Annotated in this window: 16 protein-coding genes, 1 pseudogene and 1 riboswitch; of the genes and pseudogenes, 11 read left to right on the plus strand and 6 right to left on the minus strand. The window is 47.8% G+C overall.

The window, feature by feature from the left end; translation table 11 throughout:
• Positions 1-94 precede the first annotated feature (94 nt).
• Entirely contained in the window at positions 95-964 is an 870-nt protein-coding gene (locus tag K6Q96_RS22100; protein WP_251882373.1) for a LysR family transcriptional regulator, read from the plus strand.
• A gap of 77 nt (positions 965-1,041) precedes the next feature.
• On the opposite strand, the gene K6Q96_RS22105 is transcribed toward K6Q96_RS22100, so the two are convergent.
• Positions 1,042-3,138: a calcium-binding protein gene (locus K6Q96_RS22105; RefSeq protein ID WP_251880203.1), complete on the minus strand. Its 2,097-nt coding sequence runs from the start codon at positions 3,136-3,138 to the stop codon at positions 1,042-1,044.
• 494 nt (positions 3,139-3,632) lie between these two features.
• Here K6Q96_RS22105 and clcA point away from each other — a divergent pair, with 494 nt between their 5' ends.
• Complete coding sequence (gene clcA / locus K6Q96_RS22110; protein ID WP_251880205.1) at positions 3,633-5,030, plus strand: H(+)/Cl(-) exchange transporter ClcA; 1,398 nt, start codon at positions 3,633-3,635, stop codon at positions 5,028-5,030.
• 48 nt (positions 5,031-5,078) lie between these two features.
• Here the strand turns inward: clcA and K6Q96_RS22115 are convergent, their stop codons facing one another.
• The 3 genes and pseudogenes from K6Q96_RS22115 to K6Q96_RS22125 form a co-directional block, all read right to left on the minus strand.
• Entirely contained in the window at positions 5,079-5,444 is a 366-nt protein-coding gene (locus K6Q96_RS22115; RefSeq protein ID WP_251880207.1) for a DUF4870 family protein, read from the minus strand.
• Between the two features lie 205 nt (positions 5,445-5,649).
• A complete protein-coding gene (locus K6Q96_RS22120) occupies positions 5,650-6,135 on the minus strand; it encodes a DUF2127 domain-containing protein (protein ID WP_251880209.1) in 486 nt (161 codons plus the stop codon).
• A gap of 118 nt (positions 6,136-6,253) precedes the next feature.
• Positions 6,254-6,715, minus strand: a pseudogene (locus K6Q96_RS22125) (HlyD family secretion protein); the annotation flags it as partial.
• Between the two features lie 79 nt (positions 6,716-6,794).
• On the opposite strand from K6Q96_RS22125, the gene K6Q96_RS22130 reads away from it, so the two are divergent.
• From K6Q96_RS22130 to K6Q96_RS22140, 3 genes are all read left to right on the plus strand, one after another.
• Positions 6,795-7,436: a helix-turn-helix domain-containing protein gene (locus K6Q96_RS22130; protein WP_251880210.1), complete on the plus strand. Its 642-nt coding sequence runs from the start codon at positions 6,795-6,797 to the stop codon at positions 7,434-7,436.
• An 82-nt stretch (positions 7,437-7,518) separates the two neighbouring features.
• Positions 7,519-7,680, plus strand: a riboswitch (FMN riboswitch).
• A gap of 119 nt (positions 7,681-7,799) precedes the next feature.
• On the plus strand, positions 7,800-8,456 hold the full coding sequence (gene ribB, locus K6Q96_RS22135; protein ID WP_251880212.1) for a 3,4-dihydroxy-2-butanone-4-phosphate synthase: 657 nt from the start codon (positions 7,800-7,802) through the stop codon (positions 8,454-8,456).
• A 290-nt stretch (positions 8,457-8,746) separates the two neighbouring features.
• On the plus strand, positions 8,747-10,663 hold the full coding sequence (locus K6Q96_RS22140) for a BCCT family transporter (protein WP_251880214.1): 1,917 nt from the start codon (positions 8,747-8,749) through the stop codon (positions 10,661-10,663).
• Positions 10,664-10,717: 54 nt separating this feature from the next.
• Here the strand turns inward: K6Q96_RS22140 and K6Q96_RS22145 are convergent, their stop codons facing one another.
• Positions 10,718-12,085, minus strand: a complete 1,368-nt coding sequence (locus tag K6Q96_RS22145; RefSeq protein WP_251880216.1) for a diguanylate cyclase domain-containing protein — start codon at positions 12,083-12,085, stop codon at positions 10,718-10,720.
• Between the two features lie 821 nt (positions 12,086-12,906).
• Between K6Q96_RS22145 and K6Q96_RS22150 the strand changes: the two genes are divergently transcribed.
• Genes K6Q96_RS22150 through K6Q96_RS22165 form a run of 4 tightly spaced genes read left to right on the plus strand, consistent with a single transcriptional unit; the run spans position 12,907 to position 17,623 of the window.
• Positions 12,907-14,340: a TolC family protein gene (locus tag K6Q96_RS22150; RefSeq protein ID WP_251880218.1), complete on the plus strand. Its 1,434-nt coding sequence runs from the start codon at positions 12,907-12,909 to the stop codon at positions 14,338-14,340.
• Between the two features lie 6 nt (positions 14,341-14,346).
• Positions 14,347-15,336, plus strand: coding sequence for an HlyD family secretion protein (locus K6Q96_RS22155; protein WP_251880220.1), 990 nt, complete (start codon positions 14,347-14,349; stop codon positions 15,334-15,336).
• 5 nt (positions 15,337-15,341) lie between these two features.
• Complete coding sequence (locus K6Q96_RS22160; RefSeq protein ID WP_251880222.1) at positions 15,342-16,511, plus strand: ABC transporter permease; 1,170 nt, start codon at positions 15,342-15,344, stop codon at positions 16,509-16,511.
• Positions 16,508-17,623 (plus strand): ABC transporter permease, encoded by a 1,116-nt coding sequence (locus K6Q96_RS22165; RefSeq protein WP_251880224.1) that lies wholly within the window; start codon positions 16,508-16,510, stop codon positions 17,621-17,623. Before K6Q96_RS22160 ends, K6Q96_RS22165 begins: the two co-directional genes overlap by 4 nt.
• Before the next feature lie 49 nt (positions 17,624-17,672).
• Here the strand turns inward: K6Q96_RS22165 and K6Q96_RS22170 are convergent, their stop codons facing one another.
• Entirely contained in the window at positions 17,673-18,470 is a 798-nt protein-coding gene (locus tag K6Q96_RS22170) for an SDR family NAD(P)-dependent oxidoreductase (RefSeq protein WP_251880226.1), read from the minus strand.
• Between the two features lie 215 nt (positions 18,471-18,685).
• Between K6Q96_RS22170 and K6Q96_RS22175 the strand changes: the two genes are divergently transcribed.
• Positions 18,686-19,591, plus strand: a complete 906-nt coding sequence (locus K6Q96_RS22175; protein WP_251882374.1) for a LysR family transcriptional regulator — start codon at positions 18,686-18,688, stop codon at positions 19,589-19,591.
• A 200-nt stretch (positions 19,592-19,791) separates the two neighbouring features.
• Positions 19,792-21,906 (plus strand): LruC domain-containing protein, encoded by a 2,115-nt coding sequence (locus K6Q96_RS22180; protein WP_251880228.1) that lies wholly within the window; start codon positions 19,792-19,794, stop codon positions 21,904-21,906.
• The last annotated feature ends 1 nt before the right edge of the window (position 21,907 follow it).

Here is a 21,907-nt window from a genome sequence, read left to right on the forward strand (position 1 = left end):
AGGCAATTCAATGGCGAAAAACCGTATAAAATGAACATACTGTTTACTATTTGGATTCAATGTGAACTTAACGCATCTAGAAACATTCAAGACGGTGGCTCAATTAAGTAGCTTTTCAAAAGCAGCAGATTCAATGGGCGTATCGAAAGGACTTGTCTCAAGGCACATTCGTGCTTTGGAGAGTGAACTGTCATGCAGGCTGTTCTTCAGGACAACACGTTCCGTCGTACTTACAGAACCCGGAAAAGAACTCTTCAGCGCCGCACAGCAAATCGACACGATCTCCCAGAAAGCGGCGCAAAGTATCAACATGTTGACTCAAGACGGCTATGGCTACATCCGTTTTACTGCACCGGATGCGCTAGGTCCTCTTATTGCCAAATCAGCCCTTCCCGCCTTTGCCAAAGAGAATCCCAACATACACTTAGAACTGGATTTCACTACGGACATCAAAGATGTGGAATTTGGTGAGTCTGACGTGGCGCTGAGATCTCAAAAAGCCCTACCTGACAACCTAGTTGCGAAAGATATTGGCGCTTTGAAAGACGTGCTGGTTTGCTCACCTTCGTTGGTTAATCGTCACCCAATAAATACTTTGAGTGATCTTCTCAACGTACCTTGCCTGAAAAGCTCATTTGATTCATCTTGGAATGATTGGTCATTGCATTCTGAAGACGGGCAAAGGGTTCAACTCGCTGCTCATGGGCAATACTCCAGTTCAAGTTATGAGGGGCTCATATCACTGGCAATGGGAGGCTTGGGAATCGCCTGTATTCCTCTGGCCTTGGTTGAGAAATCACTGGCAGATGGCAGTCTCGTTCGTATCTTACCGAATTGGTCTGCCAGTCAGCATCATTTGCATCTCGTCTATACACATCAGCGTTTCTATCCGAAGAAGCTCAGGGAGTTTATTGATGCCGTGATGGAGTGGCGTAAAAACAAACATCACTGGTTTACTGACTGACTGTACTAATTGCGAGGTCAAAAAAGGCACTGATTACTCAGTGCCAATGAGGAGGTATAACTTACTAACTACTATGCTTATACGAAGTCGAAAATGTCCGAACCAAATTGATCAATTGAAAAGTTGTGCAGGACAATAGCTGAATTCGAATTATCAAAATGAATCGCAGTCGTTGTTGCATCGTGAGCCCAATACGTAATATCTGACATTCCCGTAGAGTAAGAGCCATGAATCTCTATGACATCAACACCCTTTTGGAAGTCAAAAATATTGTCGCTTCCACCATTTGCTGATGTGTCAAAGTAAAAAATGTCACTCCCTTCACCACCCCACAAATAGTCGTTACCTTGTCCGCCAACAATGAGGTCATCGCCCTCTTCACCGCGAATGACGTCATAATCACCACCACCATGAAGTTCATCGTTACCAGTGCCACCAAAGAGACGGTCTTGACCCCACTCACCACGAATAAGATCATTCCCGCCATCGCCTTTCAGGGTGTCATTACCCCAACGACCAATCATGCGATCATCACCATCACCACCAAACGCTCTGTCGTTGCCTTCACCAGCGTTAATGACATCATTCCCGGCGCCAGCGTAGATAACATCATTTCCATCTTCACCGTGAAGCCTATCCGCACCACCCTCACCAAACAGGTGATCATCGCCAAGCTCACCGATGATGAAGTCATCACCTGAACCGCCTTCGATAGTATCTTTATCTGCACCACCTTTTAGCAGATCATCTCCGGCGCCACCATCAATGAAGTCATCACCGGCACCACCGTAGATAACATCATTGCCTTGATCACCTGAAATCAGATCGTCACCGGTATCACCGAAAAGCTCATCTTCACCAGTACCACCCGAGACAACGTCATCATTTGCACCAGCATACACAGTGTCATTTCCGTTACCGCCAGAAAGATTATCTACGCCTTCGCGACCAAGAATAGTGTCATCACCCTCGCCACCCGCAACGGTATCGTTGTCTGCACCGCCATCCAGGTAATCATCGCCTGAACCACCGTCGATGAAATCGTCTCCAGCTTCGCCATAGATAGAATCATTGCCATCTGTCATCGTCACTGTTGGTGTCACTGGATTTACATCAACATAGAGCTCGTAACTTAGCCCTCCAGCATTTCCTGAAGACAGAACTTCAATAGTGGTGAATGGGATAGCAATATCGACAGTGGTGTAATCCGTGACGTCAACTTGAGTTGACTGTAAATGACCATCAGAGTTAATAAAGTCGTCGTTGTCGCCACTACGGTTATTGATAGTAACGATGCCCGCTTCGATACCTTCTGCCAGACTAATTTCCACGCCATCAAGCTTAAACCAGACTTGCTCTTGATAAGTCATATAGCCCACGATGATTCTTACGCCGGCAACTTCTTCAGAGAGCACATGCGTATGGCTGTCGGTCCAAGTGCCCGGGTTTGTGCCCATGTAGTAGCCCTCAAAAACGCCGGTGACCGTTTGATAGTGGTGTCCATTGATACCATTTAAGCCAGCGTTGTCTGACGAAGACATAGAGATGACGTCGCCGGAAGTGTTGGTGAAAGTACTTGAAGAACCAACAGCGGATTTCTGAAAATCAGGCGCAATCTCTGGGATATCTGGATTTACCAAGCCGTTAGAGTCGCCATCTTCACTGCCACCGAATAGGCGGTCATTTCCATCACCACCCCAAATCACATCGTTGTCTTCGTTACCTTCGAGAAGGTCATTACCTTCATCACCAAACAGTATATCGTTACCCTTGCCGCCGGTGACATAATCATCACCTTCATTACCAGACGCTTTGTCATCACCTTCGCCACCGAAAACTTGGTCCTTTCCTTTACCACCGAAAAGTGAATCGTTCCCTTCGCCACCGTAGAGGGTATCTTCACCATCGAAACCTTCTACACGGTCATCTCCAGAGTCACCATAAAGTTGGTCATTCGCCAAACCACCTCGAACCCAATCATTACCAGCGTCGCCATGAACTTCATCTGTTCCAGCTCCACCAATCACAGTGTCATTGCCATCACCGCCATAAATAAAATCGACATCACCGTCCCCTTGGATGAAGTCGTCTCCACCGCGGCCATATATAAAGTCTGCGTCGTTTGTTCCACGTAGAATATCGTTGTCTTCTGTACCTTCGATAATGTTTGCCATGTTGCTCCCTTATGCTCAGTGACTTGATTTGAGAGCATTCTCGGGGAGTACCTATTTAAGTTAAAGGCAACAATGAATCACAATTGAGACATTTATAGTAAGGAACTATTTTCAGCTTAGTGATAATTAAAAAAGTACTAGTAAGATGAATTACCAGAGAAAAATATTAATCAATTAATTACATACACTTAAATGATCATGTATTTTTCGACAGACTCAATAAGATATATTAACAATACACTTTTTATTAAAAACGCATGATATTAGAGTATTAACACTATAACCTTGCGATGATTAGTATTTAACGTAGAAAAGACATTAAATGACTATATTTTTTTACTTCTTGTCGACGTGAGATATATCAAGATTCCGGTAGCTGATTAATTTGAAAGAGCTGCGATACCGCTGTGTTGGTTGTATCACTTTCAGTCAATCTTTCAATGACAGCCTGCTCTATGCTCTATCCAAATCAATTTGATAAAGGTTTCCCTGTAATGGAAAACCCAAGTGAGAAACCGGACTTTAGAAATCATCGATCGGGAGTGATGCGTCGATTTCTCGCCAACCATCAAAGCTCGCTTCCCATTCTTTTGCTTGCAGTATTTGTTGGCCTGCTAGCAGGGCTACTCTGCACTTTCTTCGATATCGCCATTGATTGGGTCATTACACAGCGCAGTGAATGTTCAAAAGCCCACGGCGAAATGTCGCTGCTGACTATAGTAACTGTTGTGCTCAGTAGCGCTTTACTCTCTGCATTCAGTTTCCTTTTGGTAAAGAAAGTCTCTCCAGAAGCAGCGGGTTCTGGGATCCCTGAAATAGAGGGCGCACTTGATGGGCTTCGTCCCGTTCGTTGGTGGCGGGTAATTCCAGCGAAGTTCTTTGGCGGTATAGGCGCCATTGGTGCTGGGCTGGTTCTGGGGCGTGAAGGGCCTTCAGTGCAGATGGGCTCCAGCGTTGGCAGAATGGTCACTGATATATTTCGGCTCAATGATGATGAAAGTCGCCACACTTTAGTGGCTTCAGGGGCTGCCGCAGGCTTAGCCGCAGCCTTTAACGCACCACTCGCAGGCATTATGTTTGTCGTTGAAGAAATGCGCCCTCAGTTTCGCTACAACCTGATTTCGATTAAGTCCGTCATGATTGCAGCAGTTGTCGCGACCATTACCTACCGATATTTTCAGGGCCAAGATGCGATGATCCCCTTACCAGCACATACTGATGTGCCATTAGAAGCCCTGGGACTTTTTTTGATTCTGGGACTCATGTTTGGTGGTTTTGGCGTACTGTTCAATCGAATGGTGATTTGGAGTATGGACGGGTTTGAGCGCCTGCACCGACATGAGACTAAACGCTTTATCGGCATTGGCGCTGCACTCGGCGCCATGTTTGGTGTGATGATCATTTTTGTACCACGGTTAACTGGCGCAGGAGAAAGCCTGATCACAGATGCTGTTGGAGGGTCGTTTACGCTTTCTATGCTTTTACTACTATTCATGGCACGAACAGTCACCACCCTCGCATGTTTTTGTTCTGGCGCACCCGGTGGTGTTTTCGCCCCTATGCTCGCGCTTGGAACGCTGTTCGGTACCTGTTTTGGTGCCGCCTGTATGTTGGTGTTTCCCGATTTCGATATCACTATCGGGATGTTTGCTGTTGCAGGAATGGGGGCACTGTTTGCCGCTACCGTTCGCGCACCCATCACCGGAATACTTCTAGTGATCGAGCTCACCCATAACTATGAGCTTATCCTCCCTCTTTTGATTACGTCTCTCGGTGCAACCATGACGGCGCAGGCCATGGGCGGAAAACCGCTCTACAGTCAGCTATTACAACGTACCCTGAGTAAGCAAAAAGCGACCGAAAGCGCTGAAGCTGAAAATACGTCGACGTAAAAAAAACCGCTTAAAAAAGCGGCTTTCTCGAGGGGGAGTCTATTTATTTTAGGCAGTCTGCGCCTGTCGGTTGCTGTAAGGGCTTTTTAAGTCTGTCAGGACTTTCGCACCATACATACCGCGATAGAAAACCCAAAGGTAAGTGACACCCGCTGTCAGCATACCAATACCCAATGGGATCAACAGCAGGTTCATCAACGCCAGAGGCACAGCAATCCAAAAGGTGCGAATAATCCAGCGGAAATGGTCGACATACATGTCTTCCCCGGCTTCCAGAGCTTCTTTGCGCTTAAAGTAAGCAAATGCAGCACCCGCGATGCTGAAAACACCAAAGGTCAGCAGACCACTAAGCAGCAGCATGTAAGCGATCATGGCAGAAGATTTGAACTTTGAAGGCTTTGTATCTGTTGTCATTATATTTGTACTTATTTTTACGTGAGCGTGAAAAAAGCGCATGTTAATTCATTAAATTGACCCAAATCAACACATCAATAAACATTTAGATAAATCACGTTACAAACCCAATTTTTTGTTCATTTAACAAGCAAAAATAAACAACTGAGATAAATTTACCGCCCAAATATTATTTTTCGTGCAAATATTCATCAAAATTGTGTTCTCAATTACCCTTCCTTTGCCGGTAACGCCCTTGAATAACCTTTGCCATATAGCCAATCACAACCAGGTTCATACCCAACGCTAGATATGCCATGGTTTTGCCTGTAGTGATCACTTCATATACTTCGAAAGGCAAATATATCGCCCCACTTGCCAAAGCAAACCACTCTGTCCAACCGAAGGCTCGCCACAGTCCATAGGCTTCGACAAAACGGACACTGGCATATAGCACCGTTCCCAAGGCGAATAGGGTCAGGTTCCTGTCATCAACACTTGCCAACGCTTTATGAATCACACTTGGAATTTCTCCAGCGGGATTAAGCCGCAAATGGCGCAGCATCTGTTCGCAGAGCGCTTGGATTTCAGCACCACCCAATTCATGCAAAGCCAAGCCCACAATCAAGGCCAACAAACCCTTACCTGCCTCCAAAATGGCAATGGCTCTCAACCCTTTGGGTTGGTGTCTTTCTATTGCTTGATGATTCACATTCAGGCACTCATAGGAAAAGCTTATTAAGCGTGGGCAGAATCGTGATGAGACAGAGTCACAGGCGCAAGAAAAAGGGCTCTTAAAGAGCCCTTTGGGAGAAGAATGTCGGTTAAATCTAATAGATGAAGTAAAGCTGGGCTTTCATTCGAATGATGATGCCGCGAATCACATCCAGGAAGCTCATAAACCCGATTGGTTTATCTCCAGATACCCAACCCAAACCCACTGCGCCAACTGGGACATCATAGCCTTCTGGCTCTTCCAGTTTCAGCCTGACAAAGTGGTGTTTGTTGGCAAGGTTTGAACCTGTAGTCATGCGCACATTATCGTCTGTGGCAATCAGTCGGGCCTGCGATTCTCCTGTTGCTTCAACAATCCCCTCTACTTCTGCTTTGAAGACCTTACCTGGGTAAACCGGGCTCGCGAATTCAGCATACTGCCCTACTTTCACATTGCGGATAGCTTGATGATTCACTCGCATCAGCACATATTTTTCATCGGTGTACATATGGATTCGAGGAACCATACCTACATACTAACCCTCGCGCATGATGAAGTTAGTCACGTAACCAGCAGTCACCTTCAGGCGAATCAACTATGGTTTAAGCTGCTTTCACTCAGGCGCTCACTACGTGGGAAGGCAATCAGGAAAGTTGTTGAAGTGGTGCTACGACAACGAATACTCAGGGACGGCCACAGGTATCGATTCACTGCGCGTCGCCATTATGATGACTTTCGTTCTTCGCCATTTTACCCATGAAGGTTTTGCGCCGTTGGCTGTCAGACTCAAAGGAACGGATATCGATATCAACGCTGCAAGCGAATGGTTTGGATGTGAAGTGAAAACAGGTTGTGCCATGACGGAAGTCTGGTTCGATAACAAATTGCTACTTTTGGAACATGCCGTGCCGCGCGACCATAACAAAGCAACACTGATTTCTTTGTTTGATTTGGATGAACTGGTCAATATGCCGCAACGCGATGACCCCACCAAAGCGCTGTATGAAGTGGTGAACTTTACCCGTCATTACGGCATGCCCTCTTTGGAAACGGTCGCATCAACACTGGGGCTTTCCACGCAGCAATTGCAGCGGCGATTACATCGATTGGGTTTCAGTTTCTCGTCTATGCGGGGCTATGTGCTGAATAACATTGCGGCGAGGTACATGTTAAAGGGCTATGCCCCGGATGAGGTTGCCCTTCTACTTGGCTACAGCAACCCACAAAGCTTCACCAAAGCCTTCCAACGCGTCCGTGGGTGTGCGCCGAAAGAGTACATGCGACGTATAGAACACTGATCGCGCAAACAATAAGCATGCAGCCGATCTCCCCTTCCCTTTTCGATTGAAAACGCAGTACTATTTAAACGCTCATTTTGAGCATTATTCTCAGGGCGGGGCGAAATTCCCCACCGGCGGTATGTCAGCACGCAAATCATTGTATGACTGACGAGCCCGCGAGCGCCCAAACACATGTTTGGGGTCAGCAGACTTGGTGAGACGCCAAGGCCGACGGTTATAGTCCGGATGAAAGAGGATGATAAAAATGCACCGATTCACGGCGGCGTTCGCTTAGCCGAAGATCGTTGGATTGCGTATGGCTGCGTTCGCAGTTTGCGCTCATCTATGCCCTGATTCTGGTATTTAAACTTAGGAGTTACCATGAATCAGACTCACGCATCTCTACTTTCTGGCACCCCATTTGAGCGCGTTGAAGCGGCGCTTGAAGCACTGCGTTTGGGTAAAGGCGTTTTGCTTCTCGACGACGAAGATCGCGAAAATGAAGGTGACATCATTTATTCTGTAGACCACCTAACCACTCAGCAAATGGCACTCATGATCCGCGAATGCTCTGGTATCGTGTGCCTGTGCCTGCCTGAAGAACAAGCTGACAGGCTGGAACTTCAGCCAATGGTGGCCAATAACAACAGCGCCAATCAGACCGCTTTTACCGTTTCCATTGAAGCGAAAGTGGGCGTCACAACCGGCGTTTCTGCGGCTGACCGCGTCACTACTATCAAGACCGCCTCGAACCCAGATGCGAAACCTTCTGATCTGGCACGTCCCGGCCACGTATTCCCGCTTCGCGCCCGTAAAGGCGGTGTTCTTGTCCGTCGTGGTCACACCGAAGGCACTATCGATTTAATGCAAATGGCTGGCCTTTCCCCTGCCGGTGTTTTGTGTGAGGTGCAGAATGAAGATGGTTCCATGGCAAAAGCGCCAGAGATCGTCGAGTTCGGTAAGAAGCATGACATGCCAGTTCTGACCATTGAAGACATGGTTCAATACCGCCTGACGTCAGCGGAGAAGATCGCCTAATCTTTCGAATGACAAGTAATTTTGAGGTCGCTCACGCTTCTAAATTGATGAGCGACCTCTATTTTGTAAAAGAATAATTCCTCTCACTGTGCAACCTATCACCAAGTTGTTAACCCCACCGCTTCTTTCGGAAGGAAAAATTCACCCAATATAAGAATCACACAGCATTCCATTCACGCCGTGAATTTCATCAATTCTTTTTATCTTCAGCATCTAATAGCTGAATTGATATGAATCGCAATCAAAATGAGAATTTCCAAACACAACCTTGTGAACTGGAAGTTTATTTTATGAAAAAACACTTTGAGCTCATCGACAAGCCGACTTTTTTCGGCGCGTTGGGGCTGCTGTTTTCTGTCATCGTTCCATTGCTGGTTTGGCCTGACCAAGGCGCAGAGTGGATTGCGATTGCAAAAACCTTTATGACCGACAAGCTGGGCTTTATGTATCTGGCTCTTGGTATCGCTGCCTTCTTTTTTATGGCTTACATCGTTTTCAGCGATATCGGACAAATCAAACTTGGTGACGCAGACGAGAAACCAGAGTTTGCGACCGGCTCTTGGGCTGCGATGCTTTTCTGTGGCGGTATCGGTGCCAGTATCCTTTACTGGGGTACTATCGAGTGGGCTTACTACTATCAAAACCCTCCTTTCCAACTGCAGGCTGGCAGTGAAGAAGCCGTTCGTTGGGCAGCGACCTACGGTATTTTCCACTGGGGGCCAATTGCTTGGTCTATTTACCTGATCCCAGCTATTCCAATTGCTTATTTCTTCTACGTTCGCAAGCAGCCTGTACTGAAAGTATCTGCTGCGCTGATGCCAGTGATTGGTGAAGCACGCAGCCACGGTAAGCTGGGCAAGTTCATTGATGTACTGTTCATCTTTGGTCTTTTAGGTGGTGCCGCAACCACATTGGGTCTGGCTGCACCATTGATCAACGAAGGTATCAGCTACCTGTTTGGCATTCCTTCTACCACAGTGACTCAAATCGGTGTTCTACTGCTTTGTACCGCGCTGTTCGCCTACTCGTCTTACAAAGGTATGGATGAGGGTATCAAGGTTCTGAGCAACATTAACTTTTGGGGTGCACTTGGTCTGTTGGCATTCGTCCTGTTTGCTGGTCCAACGCTGTTCATGCTGGAGACCGGTTTGGACTCCATCGGTCGTATGCTGTCAAACTTCTTCGTGATGGCGACTTGGGCAGAACCGTTTGGTGGCTACGGCACGTTTGAAGACACCCACTTCCCGCAGGATTGGACGATTTTCTACTGGGCATGGTGGCTAGTATTTGCGCCAAGTATGGGCTTGTTCGTGGCGCGTATTTCGCGTGGCCGTACCATCAAACAGATGGTATCGGGTTCTATCTTCTTCGGCTCTCTGGGCTGCGCCCTTTACTTCATGATCTTGGGTAACTTTGGCCTGTCGCTGCAACTTTCAGGTCAGTTAGATGTTGTCTCAATCCTGAATGAGAAAGGCGCAACGACAGCGATTTTCGCTATCCTTGAGCAACTGCCAATGAGCACTGTGGTTATCGCTGTGTTCACGGTTCTATGTATCATTTTTACCGCGACCACGTTCGATTCCATCTCGTTCATTTTGGCCTCTGTGGTACAGAACAACGTGACTGAAGACCCGCTACGTTGGAACCGTCTGTTCTGGGCATTTACTCTGTCTGTGATGCCTTCCATCCTGATGTTTATGGGTGGCCTTGCAACGCTGCAAACAGCGGCAATCGTCGGCGGCCTACCTCTACTGGTTATCGCTGTCATGCTGATGCTCTCCGGTGTGAAAGCGGCAACGCTCGACTTGGCACACCAGGAAGGCTATGAAGACCCAACCATCAATATCGAAGAGTTTCCTGAGGTGGATCCTTGGTCTCGTGAAGGTATGGCTATGGCAAAGTTTGAACGACTGAAAGACGAAGCGATCACTGCAGCAAACGAAGAGCGTGAGAAGCTGGATGCAATCTGGGACCTCAAGAAAAACATCCGTGCAGAAGCATTGTCACGAGGCGAAACAGGTATGGAATTGGGCGATGCTCCCCAAGAGCAGCTGGATGAAATCCAACGCCTGACTGACGAAGCCATGGCCGCTAAAGAACATAAACTTCAGGCTTCTGAAGCAGCGCAACAAGCGCGTATTGAGTTCAATGAACTGATGCGTGAGAAGAAGCGTTTAGAGCAAGAAGCGGAAGAGCAAATGGCGTAAGCCACCAATATGAAATGATAAAGGGCAAAATTTATGCCCTTTTCTTTTTGAGGTTCAGCTGGTTGTCGTCATCGACGTTTTCTCTACAGAAACGGCAACCCTAGACTTTTTTTTGGCATCAGGCTCGTAAATACGGAATTTGTTCTTACCCATATTCTTCGCCACGTACAGCGCTTCATCAGCGTGGCGGATAAGTGAATCGCAGCTGTCACTATGTTCTGGATAGAATGCGTAACCTATCGATAACCCAACCTGAATCTCAATACCGTCCACAAAAATGGGCTGCCCAACAGATTCAATCAGCCGTTCTGCCATCACAGGTAAATACTCTCGGCTTACTGGACCACTGTAGATAATGGCAAACTCATCACCACCCAAACGAGCGACCGTGTCTTGGTTCCTACACTGCTTCAACAATCGGTCCGCCACTATCTTGAGGCACTCATCGCCAATGGGATGACCATACTCGTCATTCACAGGCTTGAAGTCGTCCAAATCAAGAATGGCGAGTGTGATGTGGCGCTCTTGAACCTGAGCAAGTTCCAGCGCCATTTTTAAGTCATCATTGAAACGGATGCGGTTCGCCAGCTTGGTCAGAGGGTCGCTCATGGCTAGTTTTGTTGCTTTCTTTTCCGCACTCCGGCGACGCTTAATCTCTCGCTTCAGCCTCAAATTCCAGTGGTAGAACATACCCACAGTAAAAATTGAACAAACTAAAATAGCCGATACGACCCACCAGAATAGACCCCATTCGAAGCCAGTTTCGTACTTCACCGGGAACCAGCGCTCAAAAATCTCTTTTCGATCTAAAGGTGTAATTTCATTGATTGCGAAATTAAACAACTCCACCAGCTGAGGATGGTCGCGGTTAACCAGAATAGAGAGTTTTGCGTTTGAAGGTAGCACCCCACCAATTTTCACATTGATGATATTGTGCTCTTGAATGATGTAGACCAGCGAGCCCAATACACTTATAAAACCATAAACTTCTTTGCTTTCTACCTTCTTTAACCCTTCTTCCGTTGAGTCAAAAGCTCTGAAGTCTAAATGAGGATAGAGCTTTGGCATAATTTCCGAAGCTGGAGAATCACGAAGCACACCGATCGTTTCCTGTGCGAGGTTATTGAGATCATCAACGAACGGAGTATCCATATTGGTTGCAAGTGCACGATGTGAAGTGAAGTAAGGGATGGTAAACAGAAAGTCCTGACGTTTTTCGTCGGTGGCAACTTCAGCGACAATAATGTCGCAATGCCCTGCTTTTACTTCAGCCAGACTTTTAGAATAAGTGTCAGTAGGGTAAAGATGAAAAGGAATGCCCAGCTTATTGCTGATTAGTCTTGCGTAGTCCGCCAGCACACCCACATATTCACCATCTTGATTGATGTATTCGAAGGGTAACCAGTTAGGCTCAACACACATTGATACCCCATTAAGGGAATCGAGATAAAGTTCTTGTTGTTCAGATAATTGCTTGGCACGAACAGACTCAGACAACATCAATAGACAGGCAAAAATTACAAAGCAGTGATTATAATGCTGTGATAATTTTGAAAAATATGGTGAAAGATTGGCCATGGCTTTCCCCCAGAAAACACATCGCGATTACCGCGAAACTTCCGATTTATTCTGCCATGTGTCGCCATTGATTTGCGTTTCAATAGTAAGACAAAAGTTGCATTAGTAGAATTATCATGAGAAATGAAATTGCCTCCAAATCATCACACTGAGCTTTGGTTATTCATACAGTGAATGCCACTGCCAAAAAATTTAATTATCGAATTATCATCTATACAACTTTTCGGATTCGCACTTCATTGATGAGAACATCTCTCATCATTACTTAAAATTAGCTATTATTATCATACATTTAAATATCAACAAAATCGTGAAAACGCTTTCTTTTTTAGTCAGAATTTTTGTCTTTTTTATTAGGTTTTTATAAACAATCTTTCCTCCTAACTTCAAATGCAAAATAGTGGTGGATTTCACAAGCTTAAAGAAACTGCTTTCATACCAATGAATTGTATTCCAATGAATACAACAAGCCTAACAATACAGACCTCTCTTTCCTTAATGTTTGAACTCTCAGCTTCCATACTATATTGGCTCCACCAAACCAAGCGTCCTGAACATATGTCCCCAAAAAGCACTAAAGACCCTTTCAGACTTTACAAAGTAAAACTGGCAATATTAGAGCAATAACTCTAATATGTCCGTAACTTCCTCACGTGGAAACCATTATGCTTGCCAGAAAACCTTTCCTTGTCCGTTTGTTTGTTGCATTAACGCTTTTGCCCTGTATTGTCACTGCAGATCCCATGACCTTTGAACAAGCATGGCAATCGGTCCTTACCCGAAATGATGCGATAGCCGCAGAGCGTGCTAATGTTCAGCGTTCCGAGCACATGCGAAACGCAGCATCAGCGCACCATCTTCCTTCGATTTCACTCAGCGGTAACTACACTCGGTTGGATCAAGATGTCGAACTCAAACCCTTACAGCTAGCCCACCATATGAATGGCGGGGACGCATTAGGCCAAATCGCAGGTTCTGTCCCTCAATTAGGTGCCTTAATGGGTAACCTCGATAACCTGCTGACTACCACCTTGGCCGACCGCGATATCTACACAAGCTCTCTCCGTGCTATCTGGCCGATCTTTACCGGCGGGCGCATTCTTGCTGCGGAAGACATTGCCAATGCCCAGCACGAAGAAGCAAGGTTCCTGATGCAAATGGCCCAACAGGCGAAGTTTGAAGATTTGGCGAAGGTCTATTTTGCGACCGTGCTGGCAGAACAGGTGTTGGAGACTCGCGTAGAGGTGGAACAAGGGCTGGAAAAACACCTCGACCACGCGAAAAAGCTGGAAGAACAAGGGCAAATTGCACGCGTTGAACGCTTGCAAGCAGAAGTCTCTTACGACAAAGCCAAGACTGAACGCCGTAAAGCCGAACGCGACCTAGAAATCGCCCAAGCTGCTTTGCAAACACTGGTGAAAAGCGATGCACCGGTGACGACATCCAGTGCCCTATTTACTCAGAAACACGCCCCTGCGATGGCGCCATTCATGCAAAAAACACTGGCGGATTATCCCGGTCTAAAAGTGTTGGACGCCAAGCGTGAACAAGCTGACGGCTTGGTTAACCTCGAGAAAGGCAAGTACTACCCGCAGGTTTATCTTTACGGTAACTACAACCTCTATGAAGGTGATTCCTTGACCGCTGAATTGGCACCTGACTGGGCAGTTGGCGTGGGCGTGAGCATTCCCCTTATCGACAACGGTGGCCGTTCAGACAAAGTCAAAGCCGCTCACAGCACCGCACGTCAGGTTCAGCACCTTCGCGCCCAAGCGGAGCAAGACCTTTCACTGCTGGTAGAGAAAACATGGCGAGAAGCAGGACAAGCACTGGAAGAGCACCAAGGTTTGGCTTCAAGCATTTCCCTTGCACAAGAAAACCTTCGCTTGCGTGAAAAAGCCTTCGCGCAGGGGCTTTCTACTTCACTCGATGTCGTCGATGCTGAGCTTTATCTCGCTGGCATCAAAACCCAGCAGCTTGCAGCGTCATACCAATACGTGCTGTCGCTTTCCCGCTTACTCGCTGTTAGCGGCGAGATGAACCGTTTCCCAGATTTTCAGGCGGCATCACTCCAAGCAACCCAACCATTACAGGTATAAATCACAATGAGCAAATTGAAGTCTATCGCGCTGGCATTGCCTGCTGCTGCCGTTATTGGTTGGATTGGTTACAGCTTCTACCAAGCGTATCAGCCCGTGCCTGAGCGTTTTCAAGGTCAGATTGAAGCCCAGCAATACAGCATTTCCTCGAAAGTCGCCGGCCGTATTGATGATGTTTTGGTGCGTAAAGGCGAAGCCGTGAATAAGGGCGATTTGATTTTCACACTTTTTAGCCCAGAGCTTGATGCCAAGCTGGAGCAAGCGAGAGCCGGACAACAAGCAGCAGACGCCATGGCAGAACAAGCTGAAAGCGGCGCTCGTGAGCAGGAAATCAGTGCTGCGCGCGACCAATGGCAAAAGGCCCGTGCTGCGGCACAACTGGCAGACAAAACCTACAAGCGTGTCGATGCGCTCTACAAAGAAGGTGTCGCCGCCGAACAAAAACGCGACGAGGCTTACACCCAGTGGCAAGCGGCGAAATACACAGAAAATGCTGCGCTCCAAATGTATGAACTGGCGAAAGCCGGTGCGCGCTCTGAAACCAAACGGGCAGCGCAGGAAAAAGTTCGCATGGCAGCTGGTGCGGTGGCAGAAGTGGAAGCCTATGCCAAAGACACCAAGATTCGTAGCTGGTATCAAGGAGAAGTCAGCCAAATCCTGCTTCACCCTGGCGAGCTGGCACCGCAAGGTTTCCCTGTTGTCACTGTCATCGACATGAAAGATGCCTGGGCAGTCTTCAATATTCGCGAAGACAAACTACGCCAATTTGCCAAAGGCGCTCAGTTTGAGGCGAACATTCCCTCTCTGGGGGAACAGGCTTATGAGTTTGAAGTCACCCATGTTGCCCCTTTGGGGGATTTCGCGACCTGGCGTGCCACCAATAGCCAGAACGGCTATGACATGCGTACCTTTGAGGTGGAAGCCCGTCCTTTAACACCTATTGAAGGTCTGCGCGCAGGCATGAGTATTCTGGTTTCCGAGCAGACTCAGGGTTGATCACCATGGAGAAACCTTCGTTTGCATCACGGCTGATAGAAGAGTGGCGATTAACTTCATCAGATAAGTGGCTAACTGCGCTGCTGGGCTGGCTACCAATGGCGTTGTTTCTGTTGGTGTGGGCGATTTTCTCATCAGGCACCGGTCGCGATTTGCCGATCGGCGTCGTTGATCTTGACCATAGTGCCATGTCGCGGAGCCTCACCCGTTACTACGACGCCAGTCCTACGTTGGAAACTCGCAGTTTCGCCAGCGTTCAAGAAGCTACCGCTTCACTGAACAGTGCCGAGACTTACTCTACCGTCATCATTCCCTCGGACTTTGAGAAAGCCACTCTTCGCGGCGAAAGCCCAGAAGTGACGGCCTTCTACAACAGCCAATATATTCTGATTGGTAAGCTGGTGAATGTGGCGATTACCCAAAGCCAAAGCACCTTTGCAGCCATGGTCGAAACCAAAGGGAAAATGCTGCATGGCACAACGGTTTCCTCACAAGCAGCAGGACAGTCTGTACCTGTCCGTTTTCAGCTAGTGCCGTTGTTTAATAATGGCACTAACTACGCGCAGTTTCTGGTCTCAGCGATTATTCCTGCGCTTTGGCAAATCGTAATTGTCGCGAGCGGCATGCTTTCCATGGCACTGACTGATAAACGCATAGGGCTGGAAAATCACTTCAAGCAAGGTTTGTTGTCGGCGCTAATCGCCAAAGTAATAGGCTTGCTTATTCCGCTCTGGCTGATGGGCGTTGTCTTCGCCACCGCCATGCACTTTGGGTTGGGCTGGCCGATGAACGGAAGCTGGACGTTACTTTTCGCCTCACAAGGCTTGATGGTGTCAGCAGGTCTCGCGGTAGGTTCCTTGCTGTATTTAGGTACACGCGATGCAACCCGTGCGATGAGTTTGGTCGCAGGTTTTACCGCGCCGGCCTTTGCGTTTATGGGAGTGAGCTTTCCAGCCAGTGACATGCCGTTTCTGGCGCAGTGTTGGCGCGTAATGTTACCAGTGAGTCATTACATCACCGTGCAAATTGGCCAGTTCAACTATGGCGCGACGATGATACAAATGCAGCCCATACTTCTCGCATTGGCAGCTTTCAGCCTGATTTGGCTACTTGTCGCCGCTAAACTCAAACGGCTCTGCCGCTCAGCGACGCTAATTCAGGAGGCTAGCATATGAGTTGGACTGCGTTGTTTAAGCAAGAACTGAAGGTACTGTTTACCAATCCGGCAGTGGTTTTCACTGTGTTTGGCGGCATCATTATCTATTCGCTGCTTTACCCATTGCCGTATGAAAACCAACTCCCGCGCGAACTTCATGTTGCGGTTGTCGACCACGATAACAGTCAGGAAAGCCGCACGTTCGTTAGAATGTTGGACGCCACCCCACAGCTTTCTATCGCGATGAGATTAGGCACAGAGACGGAAACCAGCGCTCAAATTGCCAGTGGTGATATCGAAGGTGTCGTTGTGGTTCCACAGCACTTCTATCGCGACCTGTTGATGGGTAAAAGCCCGGTCATTTCAGTAGGAGCAGACGCTTCATTTTTCCTGACTTACGGAACTATCGCAGAGGGTGTCATCAATGCGGGCAACACACTTGGCGCGTCAGTAAAAACGACGCGCGCCATGATGCAAGATATTCCAATGGAAGCAGCAACCAAGCAGATAACACCGTTCTCACTAAATTTGGTGCCGGTTTATAACCCAATAACGGGTTACGGAAATTATGTGGTTCCCGGCGTGTTTATCCTGATCTTGCAGCAAACTTTGCTGATCGCTTCCGGCATGCTGGCCAGCATCAACCCACATAACGGGGCGAGAAATCTGATCGTGCGAACCAGCATTCTTACTGCGATTTACAGTGTAATGGCAATGTACTATCTGGGCGCTAGCCTTGAGATTAATGGGGTTAACCGTTTGGCAGAGCCTGTAAATCTCATCATCATTATGATGCCTTTTTTGCTGGCGACGATTGGCCTAGGTACGGTGATTGGAAAATGTCTTTCAAGGCCGGAAATCATAACCTTAACGGTGTTGTTAAGTTCGATGCCTCTGCTGTTTACATCGGGATTTGTCTGGCCAAGCAGCGAACTGCCAGTGTGGTTGAACTCTTTGGCGCAAATCGTACCTTCCACACCCGCCATTCAAGCGACTATTCAGCTCAATCAAATGGGCGCGACTATTCAGAGCCAGCTAGGTCACCTTTCTCAACTATGGATACTAACTGTAGTTTTCGGCGCTATCGCCTTGCTGGCAAAAACTAGGCGTACAGCAAACCAACCCCAATAAAAAAGAACTCCGCTTTTAGCGGGGTTCTTTTTCAATTAACACTTAGCACTTAAATTAACGACTCAATCGCTTCGACAACCGCATCCACTTTAGCTCCATTCGCAGCTTCAGAGTGCGGAGCAGCAAAGCGATGCGAATCATTGTCATAGTACTTACCGGAAGCGTCAGCGAATTCGTCGCTCAGCGAGGCTCGAGCAAGAATATCAGCGCCAATACCAATATCACCGCCTGACACACCAAACCCTTCCGTGACCATTTTGCTGCCTAGCATTGAACCCGGATTAACAGCCACCAGCATCGGACCATCAATACCCAGATCTCGTGCCAGTTTTTGCGTCCACATGGTGATAGCAAGCTTGCTCTGCGCGTAAGCTGAAAACTCATCGCCCACTCTCACTTCGCCCTTCAGCGCAGCAATGTTGACCGGTGCTTGCGCAGCTGAAGACAGATTAACAACACGCCCTTGTCCCCCAAGCAACGGCAGCAAGCGCTTAGTGAGCAGGTAAGGCGCGACTGTATTTACAACGAATCGCACATCGAATCCATCTTCGGTGATTGGCGAAGAAGTTCGGAAAATACCGGCGTTATTAATCAGCACATCCAACGACGTATGGTTTGCAACCACTTCATCTGCAAATTTTTCCACATCCTTCAGATTCGACAAATCTGCCAAGTAGGTTTCCACATTACCGACACCTTCAACCCCCTGAACTTGGACTGTCGCATTTTCCAGCTTGGCGGCGTTACGCCCATGCAACAAGATATTGTGACCTTGAGAAGCCAGTAGTTTAGAGGTCTCCAGCCCAATACCGTCTGTCGCGCCTGTAATTAAAATCGTTTTTATCATTGTTATTCCCTTATCCGTATGGGCGGTCGACCTTTGGTGGTTAAATGTTGGCAGAACAAGCATCTGAACTTCTTACCATTACCATGACACGAGTTGTCATGCTGTCTCTGTTTTAGCGATTGCTGTTGACTGCCTTTACCCACTATCCTATTTGAAACGTTTTCATTAGTAATTACCCACAATAAAGAATCACTTTTAAATTTTTATTGATAATGATGAATATTGAACACCTCAAACTCTTTGTCCGGATAGCCTCGACAAACAACATCAGTGCCGCTGGTGCCGAGCTTGGGCTCTCACCTGCTGTATCCAGTACGCACATTAATAAGCTCGAAGAATCCATGGGCGTAAGATTGGTGCATCGCACCACACGAAAAGTCTCGCTGACCGAAGAAGGCATTGCCTTCTTACCTCATGCCGAAGATGTGTTGGACAGCGTTGAAGCGGCATGTGCATCGGTGGGTGCAGGTACTACCTCGCCACGTGGAACACTTCGAATAACCGCCCCTGCTTCTTTTGGACGAATGCACCTTATTCCTGGGCTAAAAGGCTTTTTGGAAGAATACCCCGATCTTTCGCTCGACCTGCGTTTGTCTGATTCCATTGTCGACCTGGTTGAAGGCGGCTTCGACATCGCGATTCGAAATGCAGAGCTCAAAGATTCCAGTCTCATCGCGCGCAAGCTTGCACCGGATAACCGAATGCTCTGTGCTTCCCCCTCCTATATCGCCAAGAACGGCAAACCAGAAACACTGGATGAACTAAGCAGCCATACCTTCGTACAGCTGCCATCTTTGGAACAGTTGTCTTTCCGAACGCTCAAAGGCATTGAAAGCATCAAAGTGAAGAGTTTATTGAAAACAGACAACGGTGAAGCTGTTAGGGACGCTTGTATAAATGGGATTGGCATTTCTGTTTGTTCAAACTGGGCAGTGCACGAGCAATTGGAACGTGGTGAACTCGTTAGAATTCTAGAGAACTACCAGCTGGAATCAGACACTGCAATTTGGGCTGTCTACCCAAGTTCAAGACAACTAGCCCCTAAGGTGCGCGCATTCATTGATCACTTCGTACAACGTTTTGCAAATCTGCATTGCTGGGGAGAAAGTGGCCGCTCATAAACCGCACGCCATTTGGCAGTTTATTATTTTTCTCATATTGAGAAATCGTTATTCCTTCCCTTCACTTCTGACTGTCAATCTGAGAAAAAATGCCTTCTCAGGCTGATTCTCACAATGAAAAAATAGAGTATTTCATAAAGATAAAGATGGCACACTCCTTGAAGTGGTCTCAGCAACACTTCTGAACTCCGGAGCCGACTATGACTCGCCGTGCAATCACGATCGCGCTCGCGCTGATGTCCCCCGCTGCTCTTGCAGCGCCGTTCGACACGTGTCCGAGCAAAGCCTATTTGTTCCAAGCTAACCCAGTGCAAGTATACGGCGTCAACTTGGTTACCGGCGCCAACACTCTTTTACAATCAGACACAGGACTAGATGCCAACATAAACGGCGTAGGTTTCAACTTCGAAGATCGGTATATCTATGGATACGACACAACCAACAAGCAAATTGTCCGTTTAGGGCAGGACTTCCAAGCGGAAGTCTTAAACGTTTCTGGTGTCCCCACTGACCACACTTTCTATGTAGGTGACGTATATGACCATACCTACTATCTGTACCGCCAAAACAAAGGCCTTTTCAAAATTGATTTGAGCCCATTAGACAGTGATCCAAATGCCACTTTGCAGATGGAGAGAATCACAGACTCCGCATCAGTCAGATTGACCGATTTCGCTTTCCATCCCGGTAATGGCGGGCTTTACGGCATCGACAACCAAAACGGCAACCTCTATTTGTTTGATACCACAGATGGCAGCACCTCCCTGGTTGGTAATGCAGGTATAACCGGGACATTCGGCGCTGGCTATTTCGATGTCAACGGCTATTTCTACGTTTCACGTAACAGTGATGGTGAGATCTTCCGCATCGATTTGTCTGATTACGGCGCAGATGGCGACGTCACCGCAGATGAGTTCGCACCCGGTCCCAATTCAAATCAAAACGACGGTGCCCGCTGTGCAAATGCACCAGTCATTGATGAAGATTCCACTATCGACTTTGGTGATGCACCGGACAGCTATAAAACGCTTCTTGCTACCAATGGTCCGCGCCACCAAACCGGAACGGCCTTCTATCTTGGTTCAGTAGCACCGGATAGCGAGGGTGACGGCCTACTATCCCCACTTGATGACAACAAAGCGGGGCTCGCCGATGAAGATGGCGTTGGCTTTGTAACAGCTTTGGAAGCAGGCCAGAGCGCCATTGTTTCTGTTCAGGCATCTACGCAAGGTTACCTATCAGCATGGATCGACTGGAACGCCGACGGTGACTTCGAAGACTCAGGTGAGAAAGTGATAAGCGATAGCCTGCTATCTGCTGGTTCCAATGCGCTTGCGCTATCAGTGCCGGTAGATGCAGCAATCGGTTCCACCTACAGTCGATTCCGTTTTGCTGAACAATCTGGCCTAGACTATTTTGGTGGTGCCACCAGTGGTGAGGTGGAAGACCACCCTGTCACGGTAATAAAGTCAGGTACAACACTTGTTCATTACCCAAGTGAACAAGGCTACGCCACTATCGCTTACGAGGATAACTGGCCAAAAGAAGGCGATTACGACATGAACGATGTGGTGATGCGCTTCCGGATGACGGAAACACTCGATGAGGACAACCATGCAACACGTATACTCATTACGGGCTACCTCGCAGCTTATGGTGCGGGCTACCACAATGGTTTTGCCATCCGTCTACCGGGCTTGAATCAATCTGATATCGACAGCGCTGCGACTACGCTCAAACATAATGGAGTGGCGCAAGAAAACAATGGGTTGGAAACAGATTCCACGGAAGCCATTTTCATCATTGATGAAGATTTGAAAACAAAAATACCTTCCAGCGAATGTAATTTCTATCGCACCGCCCAATACTGTCAGGAAGCCCTGTCATTTGAGTTCGAGATTGATATCTACACCAACGAGGGCGCCAACACCTACGGTTTAGGAGATATGCCTTACGACCCATTTATCTTCTCGACCCCAGGGAGTTATGTACGTGATGGTATCTGGTACAACCCAGGCCGTGGTCTAGAAATTCACTTGCCTGACCAAGCGCCCACTGAGCAGTTCGACACCTTCCTTTACGGTTGGCAAGACGATGACAGTGTGCCAGCAGAAAATCGCTACTACAAAACAAGCACGCATCTTCCTTGGGTATTGCTTATCACGGACGAGTGGAAATGGCCTCGCGAACACATTGACCTTATTCAAGCTTACCCACTGTTTGCGGGCTACACGGAAAGCGAAGGTGTCTCGAATACCACCTGGCATGCAGAAGAAAATGCAGCCGAAAACAAAATCTACGAGCCAGAGGAGTAAC

Source organism: Grimontia kaedaensis (genome assembly GCF_023746615.1).
Classification (GTDB): domain Bacteria; phylum Pseudomonadota; class Gammaproteobacteria; order Enterobacterales; family Vibrionaceae; genus Enterovibrio; species Enterovibrio kaedaensis.